Source organism: Psychromicrobium ferritrahens (assembly GCF_043789415.1).
Classification (GTDB): Bacteria; Actinomycetota; Actinomycetes; order Actinomycetales; family Micrococcaceae; genus Renibacterium.
Genome location: NZ_JBDLLW010000001.1, coordinates 1,912,211 through 1,927,431, shown reverse-complemented (window position 1 = coordinate 1,927,431; position 15,221 = coordinate 1,912,211). Strand labels below are relative to the sequence as shown.

The 15,221-nt window shown below is 58.4% G+C and carries 16 protein-coding genes and 1 tRNA gene; 9 read left to right on the top strand and 8 right to left on the bottom strand.

The features are described 5' to 3' along the window. Positions 1 to 83: 83 nt before the first annotated feature. The 5 genes from ABDK06_RS08810 to ABDK06_RS08790 all read right to left on the bottom strand — a co-directional run bounded on the left by ABDK06_RS08810 (position 84) and on the right by ABDK06_RS08790 (position 3,138). A complete protein-coding gene (locus tag ABDK06_RS08810; RefSeq protein ID WP_394940587.1) occupies positions 84 to 854 on the bottom strand; it encodes an ABC transporter permease in 771 nt (256 codons plus the stop codon). Continuing rightward, complete coding sequence (locus ABDK06_RS08805) at positions 851 to 1,657, bottom strand: ABC transporter ATP-binding protein (protein WP_394940586.1); 807 nt, start codon at positions 1,655 to 1,657, stop codon at positions 851 to 853. Before ABDK06_RS08805 ends, ABDK06_RS08810 begins: the two co-directional genes overlap by 4 nt. Then, entirely contained in the window at positions 1,654 to 2,016 is a 363-nt protein-coding gene (locus ABDK06_RS08800) for a DUF1048 domain-containing protein (RefSeq protein WP_394940585.1), read from the bottom strand. The genes ABDK06_RS08805 and ABDK06_RS08800 overlap by 4 nt, the downstream gene beginning before the upstream one ends. Before the next feature lies 1 nt (position 2,017). Continuing rightward, positions 2,018 to 2,347: a PadR family transcriptional regulator gene (locus tag ABDK06_RS08795; RefSeq protein ID WP_394940584.1), complete on the bottom strand. Its 330-nt coding sequence runs from the start codon at positions 2,345 to 2,347 to the stop codon at positions 2,018 to 2,020. A 146-nt stretch (positions 2,348 to 2,493) separates the two neighbouring features. Further along, positions 2,494 to 3,138, bottom strand: coding sequence for an alpha/beta hydrolase (locus tag ABDK06_RS08790; RefSeq protein WP_394940824.1), 645 nt, complete (start codon positions 3,136 to 3,138; stop codon positions 2,494 to 2,496). 46 nt (positions 3,139 to 3,184) lie between these two features. Here ABDK06_RS08790 and ABDK06_RS08785 point away from each other — a divergent pair, with 46 nt between their 5' ends. From ABDK06_RS08785 to ABDK06_RS08770, 4 genes are all read left to right on the top strand, one after another. Next, the gene (locus tag ABDK06_RS08785) at positions 3,185 to 4,204 is read left to right on the top strand and encodes a cation diffusion facilitator family transporter (protein ID WP_394940583.1); all 1,020 of its coding nucleotides are present in this window, start codon (positions 3,185 to 3,187) and stop codon (positions 4,202 to 4,204) included. A gap of 20 nt (positions 4,205 to 4,224) precedes the next feature. Then, a complete protein-coding gene (locus ABDK06_RS08780; protein WP_394940582.1) occupies positions 4,225 to 5,208 on the top strand; it encodes a helix-turn-helix transcriptional regulator in 984 nt (327 codons plus the stop codon). A gap of 62 nt (positions 5,209 to 5,270) precedes the next feature. Further along, complete coding sequence (ptsP, locus tag ABDK06_RS08775) at positions 5,271 to 6,974, top strand: phosphoenolpyruvate--protein phosphotransferase (RefSeq protein ID WP_394940581.1); 1,704 nt, start codon at positions 5,271 to 5,273, stop codon at positions 6,972 to 6,974. A 256-nt stretch (positions 6,975 to 7,230) separates the two neighbouring features. After that, positions 7,231 to 8,796 (top strand): MFS transporter, encoded by a 1,566-nt coding sequence (locus ABDK06_RS08770; protein WP_394940580.1) that lies wholly within the window; start codon positions 7,231 to 7,233, stop codon positions 8,794 to 8,796. 130 nt (positions 8,797 to 8,926) lie between these two features. Here the strand turns inward: ABDK06_RS08770 and ABDK06_RS08765 are convergent, their stop codons facing one another. Then, positions 8,927 to 9,145, bottom strand: a complete 219-nt coding sequence (locus ABDK06_RS08765; protein ID WP_394940579.1) for a hypothetical protein — start codon at positions 9,143 to 9,145, stop codon at positions 8,927 to 8,929. A 196-nt stretch (positions 9,146 to 9,341) separates the two neighbouring features. Continuing rightward, positions 9,342 to 10,109 carry an SDR family NAD(P)-dependent oxidoreductase gene (locus ABDK06_RS08760; RefSeq protein ID WP_394940578.1) on the bottom strand — a complete coding sequence of 256 codons (768 nt, stop codon included), beginning with the start codon at positions 10,107 to 10,109 and terminating at the stop codon, positions 9,342 to 9,344. 42 nt (positions 10,110 to 10,151) lie between these two features. On the opposite strand from ABDK06_RS08760, the gene ABDK06_RS08755 reads away from it, so the two are divergent. The 3 genes from ABDK06_RS08755 (at position 10,152) to ABDK06_RS08745 (ending at position 13,154) form a co-directional block, all read left to right on the top strand. Continuing rightward, the gene (locus ABDK06_RS08755) at positions 10,152 to 10,508 is read left to right on the top strand and encodes a hypothetical protein (RefSeq protein WP_394940577.1); all 357 of its coding nucleotides are present in this window, start codon (positions 10,152 to 10,154) and stop codon (positions 10,506 to 10,508) included. A gap of 443 nt (positions 10,509 to 10,951) precedes the next feature. Next, positions 10,952 to 12,583 carry a ribosomal protection-like ABC-F family protein gene (gene abc-f / locus ABDK06_RS08750; RefSeq protein ID WP_394940576.1) on the top strand — a complete coding sequence of 544 codons (1,632 nt, stop codon included), beginning with the start codon at positions 10,952 to 10,954 and terminating at the stop codon, positions 12,581 to 12,583. Positions 12,584 to 12,773: 190 nt separating this feature from the next. Then, a complete protein-coding gene (locus ABDK06_RS08745) occupies positions 12,774 to 13,154 on the top strand; it encodes a hypothetical protein (protein WP_394940575.1) in 381 nt (126 codons plus the stop codon). A gap of 13 nt (positions 13,155 to 13,167) precedes the next feature. Here the strand turns inward: ABDK06_RS08745 and ABDK06_RS08740 are convergent. Further along, positions 13,168 to 13,243: transfer RNA gene (locus ABDK06_RS08740), tRNA-Lys, on the bottom strand. 182 nt (positions 13,244 to 13,425) lie between these two features. Between ABDK06_RS08740 and ABDK06_RS08735 the strand changes: the two genes are divergently transcribed. Next, positions 13,426 to 14,073 (top strand): hypothetical protein, encoded by a 648-nt coding sequence (locus tag ABDK06_RS08735; RefSeq protein WP_394940574.1) that lies wholly within the window; start codon positions 13,426 to 13,428, stop codon positions 14,071 to 14,073. Positions 14,074 to 14,114: 41 nt separating this feature from the next. After that, positions 14,115 to 15,107, top strand: a complete 993-nt coding sequence (locus ABDK06_RS08730; RefSeq protein ID WP_394940573.1) for a hypothetical protein — start codon at positions 14,115 to 14,117, stop codon at positions 15,105 to 15,107. The last annotated feature ends 114 nt before the right edge of the window (positions 15,108 to 15,221 follow it).

The window sequence follows — 15,221 nt, the reverse complement described above, 5'->3', positions numbered from 1 at the left end:
CCCAGCTTAGGGGACTACGGATCGGCAGCCCCGGCTGAACCCTTTTGCCCGCAGCGAAACTCCAGGGCCTTCGCGTGCTCGTCTCAGCTAATCTTGCGCCGATAGACCACCGTGGCGAAGATATACGCGATCACCAGGATGCCCAGGCACCAGGCGAGGGCGATCCAGATGCTACCGCCGACCGGGCGGCCAGCGAATAGGTCTTGAATGGTCGTGACGATCGAGGTGACCGGCTGATTCTCGGCGAAAACCCGCACCGGGGCCGGCATCGTATCGGTGGGCACGAAGGCCGAGGAGATGAAGGGCAGGAAGATCAATGGATAGGAGAAGCCGCTGGCTCCGTCGACCGATTTGGCCGAGAGACCCGCGATGACCGCCAGCCAGGTGAGCGCCAGGGTGAACAGTGCCAGGATTCCGATCACGGCAAGCCAGGCCAGTGGGCTCGCCGCAGTGCGGAAGCCCATCAATAGCGCCACCAACACGATGATCGCCAAGGAGAGCGCATTGGCCACCAGCGAGGTGAGCACATGTGCCCACAGCACCGCGGATCGAGCGATCGGCATGGACTGGAAGCGCTCGAAAATGCCGCTCTTCAGATCGGTGAATAAGCGAACCGCGGTGTAGGCGATGCCCGAGGCGATGGCGATCAGCATAATGCCCGGCAGCAGGTAATCAACATAGTTTTCGTCACTGCTGATACTGGTCTTGATGGCGCCGCCGAAAACATAGACGAAGAGCAGCATCAGCGCGATCGGTGTAATGGCCGTGGTGATGATGGTGTCCACGCTTCGGAAAATGTGCCGCATTGAGCGGCCCAGCAAAACAGTGGTGTCCTTGAAGAAATATCTGCTCATGATCTGTCCTTCGCTGGTTCATCCGGATTTCCACCGCCGATTAAGGCGAGGAAGATGTCTTCCAGGCTGGGTTGCTTCTCGACGTATTCGACCTCCGCCGGCGGCAGCAACTGCTTCAGCTCGGCGAGAGTGCCGTTCGCGATGATGCTGCCCTGGTGCAGAATCGCGATCCGATCCGCGAGTTGCTCAGCCTCTTCGAGGTATTGGGTGGTGAGCAGCACGGTGGTTCCTGAGCTAGCTAGTTTCTTGACCGCTTGCCACACCTCGAGACGCGCTTCCGGGTCGAGACCGGTGGTGGGCTCGTCGAGGAAGATCACCTTCGGCTGCCCGATCAAGCTCATCGCGATGTCCAGGCGACGGCGCATCCCTCCCGAGTAGGTGGCCACTTTTCTGTTGGCTGCCTCGGTGAGACTGAAGCGACTGAGAAGCTCATCCGCCAGTTGGCCAGGATTGCCCAGATGCCGCAGTTTGGCGATCAGCACCAGATTCTCCCGGCCGGAGAGGATCTCATCGACGGCGGCGAACTGCCCGGTCAAGCTGATCGACTCCCGCACTTCGGAGGCCCGACCGACGACGTCGAGATCTTCCACGGTGGCTTGACCGGCGTCCGGTGTGAGCAATGTGCAAAGGATTTTCACCATCGTGGTCTTTCCGGCTCCGTTCGAGCCGAGCAGCGCGAAGATACTGCCGCGTGCCACCTCGAAATCCACTCCGCGCAGCACCGGCAGAGCACCGTAGGATTTCTCAACGCCCTGCACCCGGATCGCTGCGTCCCCGCCGAACGGAGCGGCTAGCGCGCTCACGGGGTTTCCTGCTGATCGGTCACACCTTTGATCGCCTTGACCAGCCGCTGCCGTTCCTTGACGACCCAGGAGCCGTTCGGATAGTTCCGCAGGAAAGCCTCGGCGAACTCCACCGGATCATCCCCGACGATCGACCGGACCGGCGCGCCGTCAGCGATGCTCTGCTCGAAGAGATCGGCGAGGTCTTCGAACATCACCGCCATCGTGGTGCCATCCCCGGGGCCGAAGTACAGCAGATAACGCTCCAAGGCGTTGATTGCCGTGCGATATGCCGGAGGAAGCTGCGCGGCCCGTGCTTTGTACTGCCGCCAGCGCCGCTTCTCGCCGATCATCTTTGACGTGAAATCCGAGATACCCATTTCAGTGCCCTCCCTTTCGGAGCTGTTCTAACCGTTCGGAGAGAAAGCTCCATGTGGTCCAGAATTCGTCCAGTTCTTTTCTGCCTTGTTCGTTGAGTGAATACACCTTGCGCGGCGGCCCCTTCTCGGAGGGCCGTTTTTCGACGTCCACCAGGCCCTTCTGCTCGATCCGCACGAGCAGTGCGTAGACCGTGCCTTCGGCAATATCGGTGAATCCCTTTGCCCGGAGCATCGTGGTGATCTCATATCCATAGGCCGGATTCCCGGTCAGGAAGGCAAGCACAATGCCCTCCAGCGTCCCCTTGAGCATTTCTGTCATCTGCTTGCCCATCGGACACCCCCTTACTACTCAGTGATACTAGCTACTAGTACATAGTAACGCTAAGTAGCTTGAATACAAGTCTTCCTCCGGGAGGATGCAATGAATCTGAGCGGCCTTGAACTGCCGCCGTTTACCCCCGTACCCCAGGGGCGCGCTTAGCTAGCGGAAGGCCGGAAGGAGCCGGGAACCTTGAGAGTCAGGAAAGAACTGGCATCGATCAGCTCAGCCGGGCCGATCGAATGCCCCATTCCCGAGTAGAGCTCTTGTTGGAGAAGGGTGTTCTCGGCGAGCCACTCGCCGGTGAACTCTACAGCATCCGGATTGATCACCAGATCCGCCTCATCCCTGGCCCAGAAGAAGGGCACCCGGTGATTCAGCGGCTCTAAAGCCCCCAGCAGGGGGTTGTTGAGGACGAACCCGGAAAACCCGACGACGGCGGCAAAACTCTGCTGCCGCAGGCGGAGCAGCGTGCTCGCCATCGCCATACCCTGCGAATGGCCGAGCAGGCTGACGCTACTGAACCGATGCTTCGCCAACTCGGCATCGAGCCAGCCAAATACCTGGTTTGCGGCAGAGACCACCTGAGCGAAGTCATTGTTCAGGAAGTAATCGAGCAGGAACCAGCCATAGATTCCATCCATATCGAAGCCACCCCGCGGAGCCACGCAGGTGAAACTCTGCGGCATGGCCTGAAAGTGCTGGGCCATGTATTGCTCGTCGGCCCCATAACCGTGCAGCATCACGAGCAAGGGCGTGTCTGCCCGCTCAGCTTCGGGCTTGGACCAGACCGCTTGCAGCATCCCCTCATAATATCCGCTGGCACCCGGACGGGGATAAGGTTTAGCCATGGCTGAAGAATCCAGGAAGTCAGCGCTGCTCACCGCGATCAAAGAACACGGCGAAGCGGGAGAGACGAAGTCCGAAAGCACCTTCACGGTGATTCTGGCTTTCGTTGCCAACCTGCTGATTGCAATAGCGAAATCCTTCGCCGCGGCGATCACCGGTTCGGCATCCATGGTCGCAGAGGCTGCGCACTCCTGGGCCGACGCGGGGAATGAGGTCTTCCTGCTGTTCGCCGACAGACGATCCCAGCGGCCCCGGGACGCCAGGCATCCGATGGGCTATGGCAGAGAGGCCTATATCTGGTCCATGTTCGCCGCCTTCGGCCTCTTCACCGCAGGCGCTGTGGTCTCGATCATGCACGGCTTTCAGGAGTTGTTCGAACCTGAACCCGCCGGAGATTTCTTGATCGCCTACGTAGTGCTGGCGATCTCCTTCGCCCTCGAGGCAGTCTCCTTCACTCAGGCTTACCGGCAGGCCAGGAAGACCGCGCAAGCCATCCGAGTACCCACCCTGGAGCACGTGGCCAATAGCTCGAATCCCACGCTTCGAGCGGTCTTCGCCGAGGACGCCGCAGCGCTGATCGGCCTGCTGGTCGCCTTCCTGGGCATCCTGTTACATCAACTCACCGGCTCGCCGATCCCGGACGCCATCGGCTCCATCACGGTAGGAATCCTGCTCGGCGTGGTCGCCGTGGTGCTGATCGACCGGAACCGGCGCTTCCTGGTGGGCCAATCGGCCTCGGCCGAAGTGCAGGAACTCGCCGTGGAGTTGCTGCTCAAGCGGCCGGAAATCGACCGGGTGACCTACCTGCACCTTGAATTCGTCGGCCCCAGCAAGCTCTATCTGGTGGCCGCCGTCGACCTGCAAGGCAATCAGGGTGAGGACGATGTAGCGCTCAAATTGCGGAAGCTGGAGCGCGAGATGGAGAACTTCAATTACATCGAGGAAGCAGTGATCACGCTCTCCACCAAGGACGAGCCCTCGCTCGCCAGTTCTCGGGAATCAGGTCGATCTCCGGCCTAAAGGCCGTTCATAATGGCTTCATGGCGAACACCAGCTCGCGAACCCTCAGGCTGCTCTCACTTTTGCAGCATCATCGATTCTGGGCTGGCCAGGATCTAGCCGATAAGCTCGAGGTCTCGCTGCGTACGCTGCGCCGGGACGTGGATCGGCTGCGCGAGCTCGGCTACCCGGTGGAGGCTAACCGGGGAACAGCCGGAGGCTACCAATTAGCCGCTGGTGCTTCGCTGCCGCCGCTGCTGGCGGACGACGAAGAGGCCGTCGCCTTGGCCATTGGCCTCCGCCTCGCCGCTCAAGGCTCGATCAGCGGCATTGAAGACGCTTCCGTGAGCGCCTTATCCAAGGTCATTCAAGTGATGCCCGCTAAACTGCGGCGCAGGGTCGAAGCACTGCAAACCGCAACGGTTCCCACCGCCGGTAGCGGGCCGATCGTCAATGTCGGATTGCTGACCGCCGTCGCCCAGGGGTGCCGCGACCTGGAACGGCTCAGTTTCAGCTATACCGCCCAGGACGGCCGGGACAGCGAGCGTTTGGTCGAACCGCACCGCCTGGTCTCCTTGCGTCAGCGCTGGTATCTCGTGGGCTACGATCTGGGCCGGCATGCCTGGCGCAGTTTTCGGCTGGATCGAATGAGCCTGCCACGCAATACCGGGGAACGTTTCAGACAACGCGAGCTGCCGGCTGAAGACGCCGCGAGCTATCTTGTCTCCAGCCTGGAGTCGCTTTCAGCAGGGCCTCGCCCCTATCGGATCCTGCTGCACGCCTCAGCGGAGAGCCTGCGAGAGCGATTGGGGCAATGGGCCGAGTTGAAGAGCATCGACGGAGATCGCTGCGAGCTGTCCATTTCAACCTATTCCCCCGATTGGGCGGCCTTCGCGGTGCTCAGCAGCGGAGTTGAATTCGAGCTCATCGACGCCATGGGGCTGAATAGGGTGCTCTACGACTGGACGCTGCGAATCCAGCGCGCCGAAGAAAGACAGGACGCAAAGGAAAAATCAGCACCCTGAGGGGCTAAGGTCAGAACCGTTGATACCGTGGCAGTTTGGAGGGATTCTGGGAGGAGATCGCAGTGCAGACCTACAAAGGCGTTGGAGTTTGCCCCGGCAGGATCGTCGCGGCCATCAGGCAGATGCCCTCCCCCGTGCTTGAACCCGCTGATGGCCAGACCAGACCGCAGGGCAGCACGGCAGAAGAGGCCTTTGAATCACTGCGCAGCGCTTCCGAAGCGGTGCGGGCTTCGCTGAGCGCTCGGGCCGCCCAGCTCAGTGGCGAAGCCCAGGCTGTTTTGCAGGCGACGGCGTTGATGGCCGCCGACCCAATGCTACTCAAAACCGCCAGGAAGTTCATCGATTCAGGGCTCTCCGCCGAACGCGCGATCTGGCAAGCCGCCGAGGGAGTGGCTTCCACCCTGCTGAGCTTGGGCGGGGCCATGGCCGAACGCGCGAGAGATGTTTTCGATGTGCGCGATCGGCTGGTCGCGCAGTTGCGAGGTCTCAGCGCTCCAGGAATCCCCACCTCCGCGGAACCCTTCATCCTGTTGGCCGATGATCTGGCCCCGGCGGATACCGCCACGCTGGATCCCAGCAAGGTGCTCGGGCTCGTGACAGCTTCGGGGGGTCCTCAGTCTCACACCGCGATCATTGCTCGTTCGCTTGGTCTGCCCGCTGTAGTGGCTGCCGCCGGGATCACCCGGATTCCGGCGGGCACGGAGGTGTTCATCGATGGCGCCGCGGGGCTGCTTGTCACTGAGCCAGGCCCCGCGGAACGGGAGGCGGCCAGCAGCTGGTCTTCGCAGGCCTCGGCCCTGAAAGCTTTCGACGGCGCAGGTCGGTTGGCCGATGGTACGCGCATAGCCCTCTTGGCGAATGTCGGCAATGCACAGGAGGCGAAAGCGGCCAAGGCTGCTGGAGCCGAGGGCATCGGGTTGTTCCGCACCGAATTTCTCTTCCTGGAACGCGATGCCGAACCCAGTATCGAAGAGCAGACCACCGCCTATCGTTCGGTTTTCCTGGCCTTTGCCGATCCAGCAGACCGGCCGAAGATCGTGGTTCGCACCCTGGACGCCGGTGCGGATAAACCGCTACCGTTTTTGAGCAGCGCTACGGAGCCGAATCCGGCTCTGGGGGTGCGGGGTTACCGCACCCAGGAGAGCCGGCCCGCTGTACTGCAACGGCAGCTTGAGGCGATTGCGGCAGCGGCCCGGGAAGTGGACGTCACTGTGTGGACGATGGCTCCGATGATTGCCACCCCCGCGGAGGCCAAGAACTTCAGTGAATTGTGCGGCAGCGCTGGCCTCACCAACTGCGGAGTGATGATCGAAGTTCCCGCAGCCGCGCTGAGCGCTGGAAAGATCCTTGAACACGTCGATTTCGCCAGTCTTGGTACGAATGACCTGACCCAGTACACCATGGCGGCAGATCGACAGTCCGCTGCACTGGCCGCATTGAACGATTCCTGGCAACCCGCGGTGCTCACCCTGATCGCGCTCTGCACTCGGTCTGCCGAATCCGGCTCGGCAGACCGGGGACGGCCGATCGGAGTCTGCGGCGAAGCGGCAGCCGATCCGGCACTCGCCGTCGTACTGGTCGGCCTGGGCGTCAGCACGCTCTCGATGTCCGCTCGGGCAATCCCTGCGGTGGCAGCAGTACTGAAGAGTGTTTCGCTCTCCCAGGCGGGCGAGCTCGCAGCGCTAGCACTAACGGCTTCGAGCGCCACCGAGGCGAAAGATCTGGTGCGTGAGCGGCTGCCTATTTTGCTGGAATTAGGTCTCTGATTTCGGTTCTTTCCCGGTGGAATCCGCGGTTTTTCGACGTCGGCCCTTCGCCAGAATATAACGATAAAGTAACGATCATTTCAGCGCTTGAGCGCTGGGATGCACTCGGCTGCCCGGCACGCTGAGCACCCCATCCGGGCCGCTTTCCCCGACATCCCGGGAGCGAATTCCGTAGAGTGGAAGGCCTGCCCGCAGCTGGGCAGCTAGAAGTCGCAAGCAAATGACCTCCTCGAAGAAGACAATCAGAGAGACCCAAATGCCCATAGACAGAAGCATTTCCACAGCCGACAACGGCGTGAAGAACGCCAGGAGCAAACCCTCTGGACGGCTGAAAAAACGCCGGCTGAGCAAGAGCCACATCAATGTGGTGAACCAGCCCATGTTGAAAAGAGCACTCGGTGGAACCGTGGTGGGAAACACCATGGAATGGTACGACGTCGGCGTTTACGGTTATCTAGTCGCCGTGATGGGCGCGGTCTTCCTCTCCGACGCTGCCGATAACGTCCAGGTGCTCTTCAGCTTCGGTGTTTTCGCCGTCACCTTCATCGCCCGCCCGTTGGGTGGCATCGTCTTCGGCTATCTGGGCGATAAGCTCGGCCGGCAGAAGGTGCTCGCGACGACTTTGATCATGATGGCGGCCTCAACCTTCGCTATTGGCCTGCTCCCTGGCTACGCCGTGATCGGCTGGTGGGCACCCGTGCTTCTCGTGCTGATGAAACTGATCCAAGGTTTCTCGACCGGCGGTGAGTACGCCGGTGCCACCACTTTCGTCAGCGAATACGCCCCGGATAAACGACGCGGCTTCTTCGCCAGCTTCCTCGATATGGGCAGCTACCTGGGTTTCGCCATCGGTGCCGCGATGGTCTCCATTATGCAACTCGCCCTGGGCTCCGCCGCCATGCAGGAATGGGGTTGGCGAATCCCCTTCCTGATCGCCGGTCCGCTCGGCGCGATCGCGATTTACTTCCGGCTCCGCATCGAGGAGTCTCCGCAGTTCCAAGCAACTCTCGATGCCCAGGAATCCTCGGCGAAGGAAGCCCAGGCCGGCGACGAGATCGCTGCCAGGGGCCCGCTCGGCATCGTGCTGGCCTACTGGCGCCAGATGGTGGTCGCGGTGCTCTTAGTGGCCGCCGCGAACACCGCAGGCTATGCCCTGACCTCCTATATGCCGACCTATCTGACCGAGAACAAAGGCTACGATCCGATCCACGGCACCTTGCTGACCTTGCCGGTGCTGGTGATTATGGCGGTCTGCATTCCGCTCACCGGGAAGCTCTCAGACCGGGTAGGACGCCGTCCCGTGCTGTGGATCGGCGCGATCAGCACCATTGTCTTCGCGATTCCGGCCTTTATGCTGATCGGCGTCGGGGAGATCTGGTCCACCCTGCTCGGGCTGGCCCTCATCGCCTTCCCGGTGACGTTCTACGTGGCCAACCTAGCCTCTGCGCTGCCGGCCCTGTTCCCCACTCCGAGCCGCTACGGCGGAATGGGAATCGCCTATAACTTCGCGGTGGCGATCTTCGGCGGAACCACCCCGTTCATCATCCAGGGCCTCCTCGAGCTGCTGCACACCGATATGACGCCGGCCTACTATCTGATGGCCACCTCCATCATCGGGGCGATCGCCATCTTCTTCCTCCGCGAGTCCGCCGGACGCCCCTTGCCCGGCTCGATGCCGAGCGTTGACACCGAAGAGGAAGCCATTGAATTGGTTGCGGGGCAGGATCACAACCCCCATCTTGACCTCAATGAGATGCCCTTCGATGACAGCTATGAACCGGCCGCACCTGCCGGTGGACCACCCAGCACGCAGCCTCATTGACACCGTTCAGCACGAAGCTGCCTGGCTTGGCGCGCGCTGAGGCGTTCGCCAAGCCAGGCGGCTTAGTAATCGCCCCGCAATAGCGCCAACCCTGCGTCAGGCCCTGGGGCGGAGGGCCGGCAGGTGTGGATTACCAGCGGACTTTACGCTCCCGCCGTCCTTGTTTTCCGCTCGCGTGAGTCGGTTTATGGCCGTGCGCCACGGACTGCCCGCCGGGCATCGCCCGAGCTTGCTGACGAGCCAACGACTCCTTGGCGGCATCACTCAATTTGGCTTCGACCGACGGGGAGAGGTGAATGGCAGGCAGTTGTTTGGAATCACTTTCAGGATGAGAATCATGGGGACGCATTTTTACTCCTTCAGAAATGGAGGCTCGCCAAAGGCGCGGCAGTACACACCGCAAAGACCGGGGATATCCACTCGGAGGCATACCTCAACGAGCCGAATTGACGGGAACTGGTGAATCGGAATTCCGGCGATTAATCGCTTGGCCGGAATTAGCCGTAAATCAAAGTGTCCATGTTTCAATAATACACAGTCGCCCTTTAACGGCCACGCTTTCCAGCAAAAGTGCCGAACTTATCAGAACTGAACTTACTCAGGAAGGCGAGCGCTTTATAGCGTTTGGAAGGCACGCTCACCGATTTGCCGGAGAAAGCATCGGCCAGTCCCTCGCGCACCACCCGGTCGGCATTCAGCCACATCCAGTTCGGAATACCATCGGTGGAGGCGTTCATCCGCTGGTGGAACTCGGTGTGCACGAAGCCTGGGCAGACCGCCGTCACCGTGACTCCTTGAGCGGAGTACTGCACATTGGCCCAGCGGCTGAAGCTGATCAGCCAGGCTTTGCACGCGCCGTACGTAGCCCGCGGAATGAAGCCGGCCACGCTGGCCACATTGATGATTTTGCCTTCGCCACGGGAGAGCATCCCCGGCAGCACCGCGTGCATCAGCAGCATCGGGGTGGCCACGAGCAGTTGCAGATGATCAGATTCTTCCTGCACGGTATTTTTCTCAAAGGACTTGGTCAGGCCAAAACCGGCATTGTTGATCAGCATGCTCACCGGGGCCTGTTCCTGCTGCAATCGCGTGCTCACCAGCTCGATACCAGAGGGAGCCTGCAGATCGGCGGAGATCACCTCGACTTCAACGCCGAAATCCTGACGCAGCCGAATCGCTTTGACCTCTAAACGCTCTTGATTCCGGGCCACTAAGACGAGATGGTGCCCCTGAGCAGCCAATTGCTGGGCGAATTCGGCGCCCAATCCCGCCGTCGCACCGGTGATCAGGACTCTTTGCGTATTTGCAGGCATTCACCCATGCTACGCATCTCTCGCTCATCTATGCTGAGAATCATGTCGGAAAATGCAGAGTCGATTCAAATTCATGAGCTGGATGAGAACGGTGTCCGGTTGGCTGCCGCTGAAATCGAAGCAGAGCTTGAGCACGCGGTGCGCTTCAATCCCTGGCTTATTGCGCTCTGGGTGCTGAATGGGCTGGCTGTTGTCCTCACGGTCTTGGGATTCATCGGAATCTCGCAGAGCATGCCAGGTAGTTACGACGCCTCGTCAGTGCAAACCACTCTGGAGCGAACCTATTGGCTCAGCCTCTTAGCCCCTTATACGGTGGTCTTTCTGGTCTTTGCACTGCTCGGTGTCCTCGCCACTTTGGTCACCCACGCCGTGCTGTGGGAACGCCGCCGCAGGGTTTAGTCGCCGCAGGGTTTAGTCGCTAACCGTCCTTCGCTAAACCAAATAAGGGCCGTCCTTTCGCAGGCACGGCTGCCCAAGTTTCAGCGCCATGATTCAAAGCTCGATGAAGTCTGAATACGCAGCTCAAGCTCGGGTGAGGTCTGAGCCGAAATCATTCTGCTGGGGAACCTAGTATCAACCCGATGCAGAATTGATGGCAGAAATGCTCCTGATCCGGGAGAATGGCGCAAGGCTGGCTGGAGGTACAGAGAACTGGGACGATCCTAGGTTCAGGGAAGCTCTGCGCAGAATATCTAGTGGCACATGGATTTCATTTTGCAAGTTTGTATCTGGCGCAGTTAAAATTTTTTCCAACTCAGGTGACAAGTCTAGATGAGTCAGTCCCTGTGCTTGATCTGGCTAAGATCCTCAGTTCGAATGAGGTCACAACTAGGGATGAATAAGTGAGTGCAACGCTTGTAGCGAGGGGCCTCTCAGGCGGGAGTCCTCACCATGTGCTTTTTACTAATCTGGATCTGACAATAGCGCCAGGAGACGTTGTTGGCGTCGTGGGTGCGAACGGGGCTGGCAAATCCACCCTTCTGAAATTACTGGCAGGAATAGACAGACCACTATCTGGCCGGGTACTAACTACACCGAGGGATGCTTTTGTGGGTTGGCTGCCTCAGGAGCATGAAAGAAAAATTGACGAAACTGTTGCAGGCTATATTAGTCGTCGAACCGGCTCTACAAGTGCCACGATGTCCCTGGAAGCTGCGTCAGAGGCGTTAGCTGCTGGTTCCCCCGGTGCAGATGAACGATTTGTCGCTGCTATGGATCACTGGATGGCTTGTGGCGCTGCAGATTTAGAGGAAAGGCTTCCATTAGTCCTGGCAGATGTTGCCAAAGGCATTCCGCCAGAGGCGTTAATGACAGATCTTTCTGGTGGGCAGTTAGCTCGTGTTGCTCTCGGAAGTTTGCTGCTGAGCCGCTTTGATCTTGTGTTACTCGACGAGCCGACAAATGATTTAGATGTTGAAGGACTCGATCGACTCGAGAAATTCATACACAGTCTAAGAAGTGGTGTAGTACTTGTATCACATGATCGTGAGTTTTTGGCCCGTAGCGTCACTAGTGTTGTAGAGCTCGACTTAGCTCAAAATAAAGTTGCCGTGTATCAAGGTGGCTATGACAATTTCTTAGAGGAGCGTGAAATAGCTCGTCGTCATGCACGCGAATCGTTTGATGAATTCGACGCCAAGAAATCAGACTTGGTGTCTAGGGCACGTACCCAGCGTGAATGGAGTGCGCAAGGTGTACGTAATTCCGTTAAGAAGAGTCCAGACAACGATAAAATTCGCCGGAAAGCAAACAAAGAATCATCTGAGAATCAAGCGCAGAAAGCGCGTCAAATGCAAAAGCAAATCGCCAGGCTCGATGTTGTAGACGAACCTCGTAAAGAATGGCAGTTAAAATTTACGATAGGCAGTGCTCCCCGGTCCAGCATGGTAGTCGCGACCTTGAATAAAGCAGTAATTCGTAAGGAAAATTTCACCCTCGGACCTGTCTCGCTCCAGGTCAATGCAGGACAGCGAATAGGAATCACCGGACCTAACGGTTCTGGAAAATCTACTTTGCTGCGTCTTATACTTGGGCATCAAAGACCTGACGCAGGTTCTGCCTCGATGGGATCCAATGTGTCTGTAGGTGAGATCGACCAGGCGCGTATACAGTTACCTGAAAACAAAAGCCTATTGGAAGCCTTTATATCCGTTACACCGGGGTATTCCGAGTCAGAGACGCGACCTTTGCTGGCAAAGTTTGGGTTAGGAGCTAATCATATCAATTCCTCCGTAAATACTTTGTCTCCTGGCGAACGGACCCGGGCCAGCCTAGCTCTGCTGCAAGCTCGAGGTGTAAACCTTCTTGTGCTTGATGAACCAACTAATCACCTAGATTTGCCAGCAATCGAACAGTTGGAACAAGCACTTGAAGATTATGAAGGCACATTGTTGTTAGTGACCCATGACCGACGACTGATGCAAAATGTAAGACTTGATGAGCACTGGCAGCTTAACGATGGGAAGATTCTTTAGCTCACCGAGCTGGAACTTCATTCTTGCCATACATTAATAAACATCTGTCGGCAAATTAGATACCTCAGATTGAAGTTAAAGATGATGTCTATTGATCCATTAAAACTAGCGCCTTCTGAATTTTTCCCTGGCTCAGAAAGAATATTTTTATCTAAAACTATATTGCCATAGATGGAGCTCCTGGGAAAACGTGTCGACCATCAATCTTGACAGCAATAATTCTTATAACCTTATATTCCAATATATTTTTAGCAGTGGAGATAAGGTCATTTTTGAAGATACCCGATGCTCAGCATTTACCTTACACGCCCGACTCACCGTGCTCGAGCGCTGCACCGAAATCTACGAAACCGCAACCGACCATATTCGCAGGCTCCTCAACCAAGTCCTCACCCACCGGATCACCATTACAAAAGATCAGGTCACCATCGAACTCGCCGAGCTCTTCAAAACCCTTGCAACCACCGCTACGACCCTGCTAAACCCGCAACCGAACACAAAAAGTGAAGGACCCGCCCAAACAGGCAGGTCCTTCACTGAGAACAACTTCAATTTTCGTGTCGGGGTTTGACTACCGACACTGTTGGTGGGCCCTGAGGGGCTCGAACCCTCGACCCACGGATTAAAAGTCCGATGCTCTACCATCTGAGCTAAAGGCCCCGACCAGTCCGCACCGGAAATTAGGCTGAGCCGAAATTCCAGTACAAATGGACTTTAATACCTTACCGCACACCTCGGCATCCTCGACAATTTGACGGTACGCCAAGACCTGCACATCCGCCGCAGCCAATTCCCCGAGCCTCCTCCTCGACCCCGTCGACGCACAGGAGTATCGTCAAATCATGAGCGAAGATGCCGGAAACCACAGCCCGAGGCCACACCGACCTATTCCCTTGGCTCCCGCAGATTTCGAACCGTTCGCTGGCGGCGCGGACCCGGCTCGAGTCTCCGAAGCCGCCCATCTGGCCGCCCACGCCCTGGTGCACCATGGCCGGGCCAATGACGATCCGGAGATCACCGCACGCCTGGTGAGCCTCGCCGATCAGCAAGGCCTGGAAGTGATCGCCGAGCTGTGGGCGGAGAGCCCGGCTCGTTCTCTGCCAGGAGCCCTCTGGCGGCTTTACGCGCTTCGCGCCGCCACACAGCGTGATCCGGAGCGGATCGCCGTCTACTTCAAAGCAGGCAAGGACACCGCCCAAGTTTCGCACGTCGTCGCCGGGGTAGCCGAACCTCCAGGGGCCGAGGAATTGAAAACCATGACGGACGCGATTCTCTCCGGAGCTTTCGACGGCGATTTCGACGTCGCACTGGAACGATCCGCTGCTTTCTGCAGGGTGGTGGCACTCGGCCAAACCGAGGTCGCTGATCAACGCGAGATGAGCAACGAAACTCATGCCAGCAAACTGACTCATAGTGCGCAGCGACTGGTCAAAACAGCTGAAGATCTGGAGCACGCCGCATCCGCTTGGCGACGCGGAGAATTAGATTAGAGATCTTTTTTTCCATTCGGTGGAACACTACACTTGGAGGCATGACCGCTTACCCGCTCACAGTGCCTTCACGGGCCTCTGCCCGAATTATTGGCGCTGTCCTCGGTTTCGTGCTGACTCCTATCGCGCTTTGGCTTTTGGCCACCGGGGCTGCCGGCACTTATAGCGTCCTATTAGAAAGCTATGAACTCTTCAACGAAAGAATCATCCCCGCTTTACTGCTGGTACTGCTCGGCGGCTTGCTGTTTGCCGGTGTTTGCTGGCTTTCCAAGCTGACATCGCTGGCCCCTACCCTGGCTACCCTCTGGCTGTTGCTACCTATGGCCAGCATGTTCACACCTGCCATCTATGGTTTCCTCAACCCCTGGACTCGGCAGTTCATGCCGTATGCGGTCTCTGATTTCTTGTTCACCGGAAGTGCTGGCCCATTAGGTATCGTCACCGCGCTGCTCTGTGTGACCACTGCCCTGCTGCGGCGCAGTAAGGTCCGCACCGGCACTCCACTAACTGTCGCGGCTGCCATCCTCGGAACTCTGCTCGTCCTTGGCGGCTTCTATGTGATGAACCTGGCGGTTACCGAATATCGATTGGAATTAGTGCGATATATGTGGCTGGATCCCCTTTCTTCGTTCACCGCCTTGCTGATGACGATCAGCATCGTCTTGATCGGTTTAGGCTTTATTTGTGCGCTCCGTAGTTCGTCGGTGCTGTTCTTCAGTGGCGGCGCCCTTATCTTGCTCGTTATTTTTTATGTCATCTCCGCTCTGATGAATGTCAGCTTGTCCTCCTCGATCATCACTCTGGAGATGGAACGGACCCTGACTTACCAGACTTACAGCGGAATTCTGTTCAGCCTCGGCCTGGCAGTAATCGCTGGCGGTATAGCGCAGTGGCAGCTCAGAAATCAGATCTTGCGGAGTCAGTCCGTTATCCCAGTGGGACCGTCGTCTTACCATCCCCATACCACGTTGTTGAACGGCCAACCGCTCAACAACGACCAGAACCGAGGGCCAACGAGTTACTCCAATAGCTGATCGGAGCTGGCAGCCGAAAGCCGCTACTGGCAGCGCGGCAGAGCTCCGTCCGCGTTGACATCAGCCGGTTGAGGCGGGAGACTAAAGGTGGTGTCGAACTGCGGAACCCCCGGG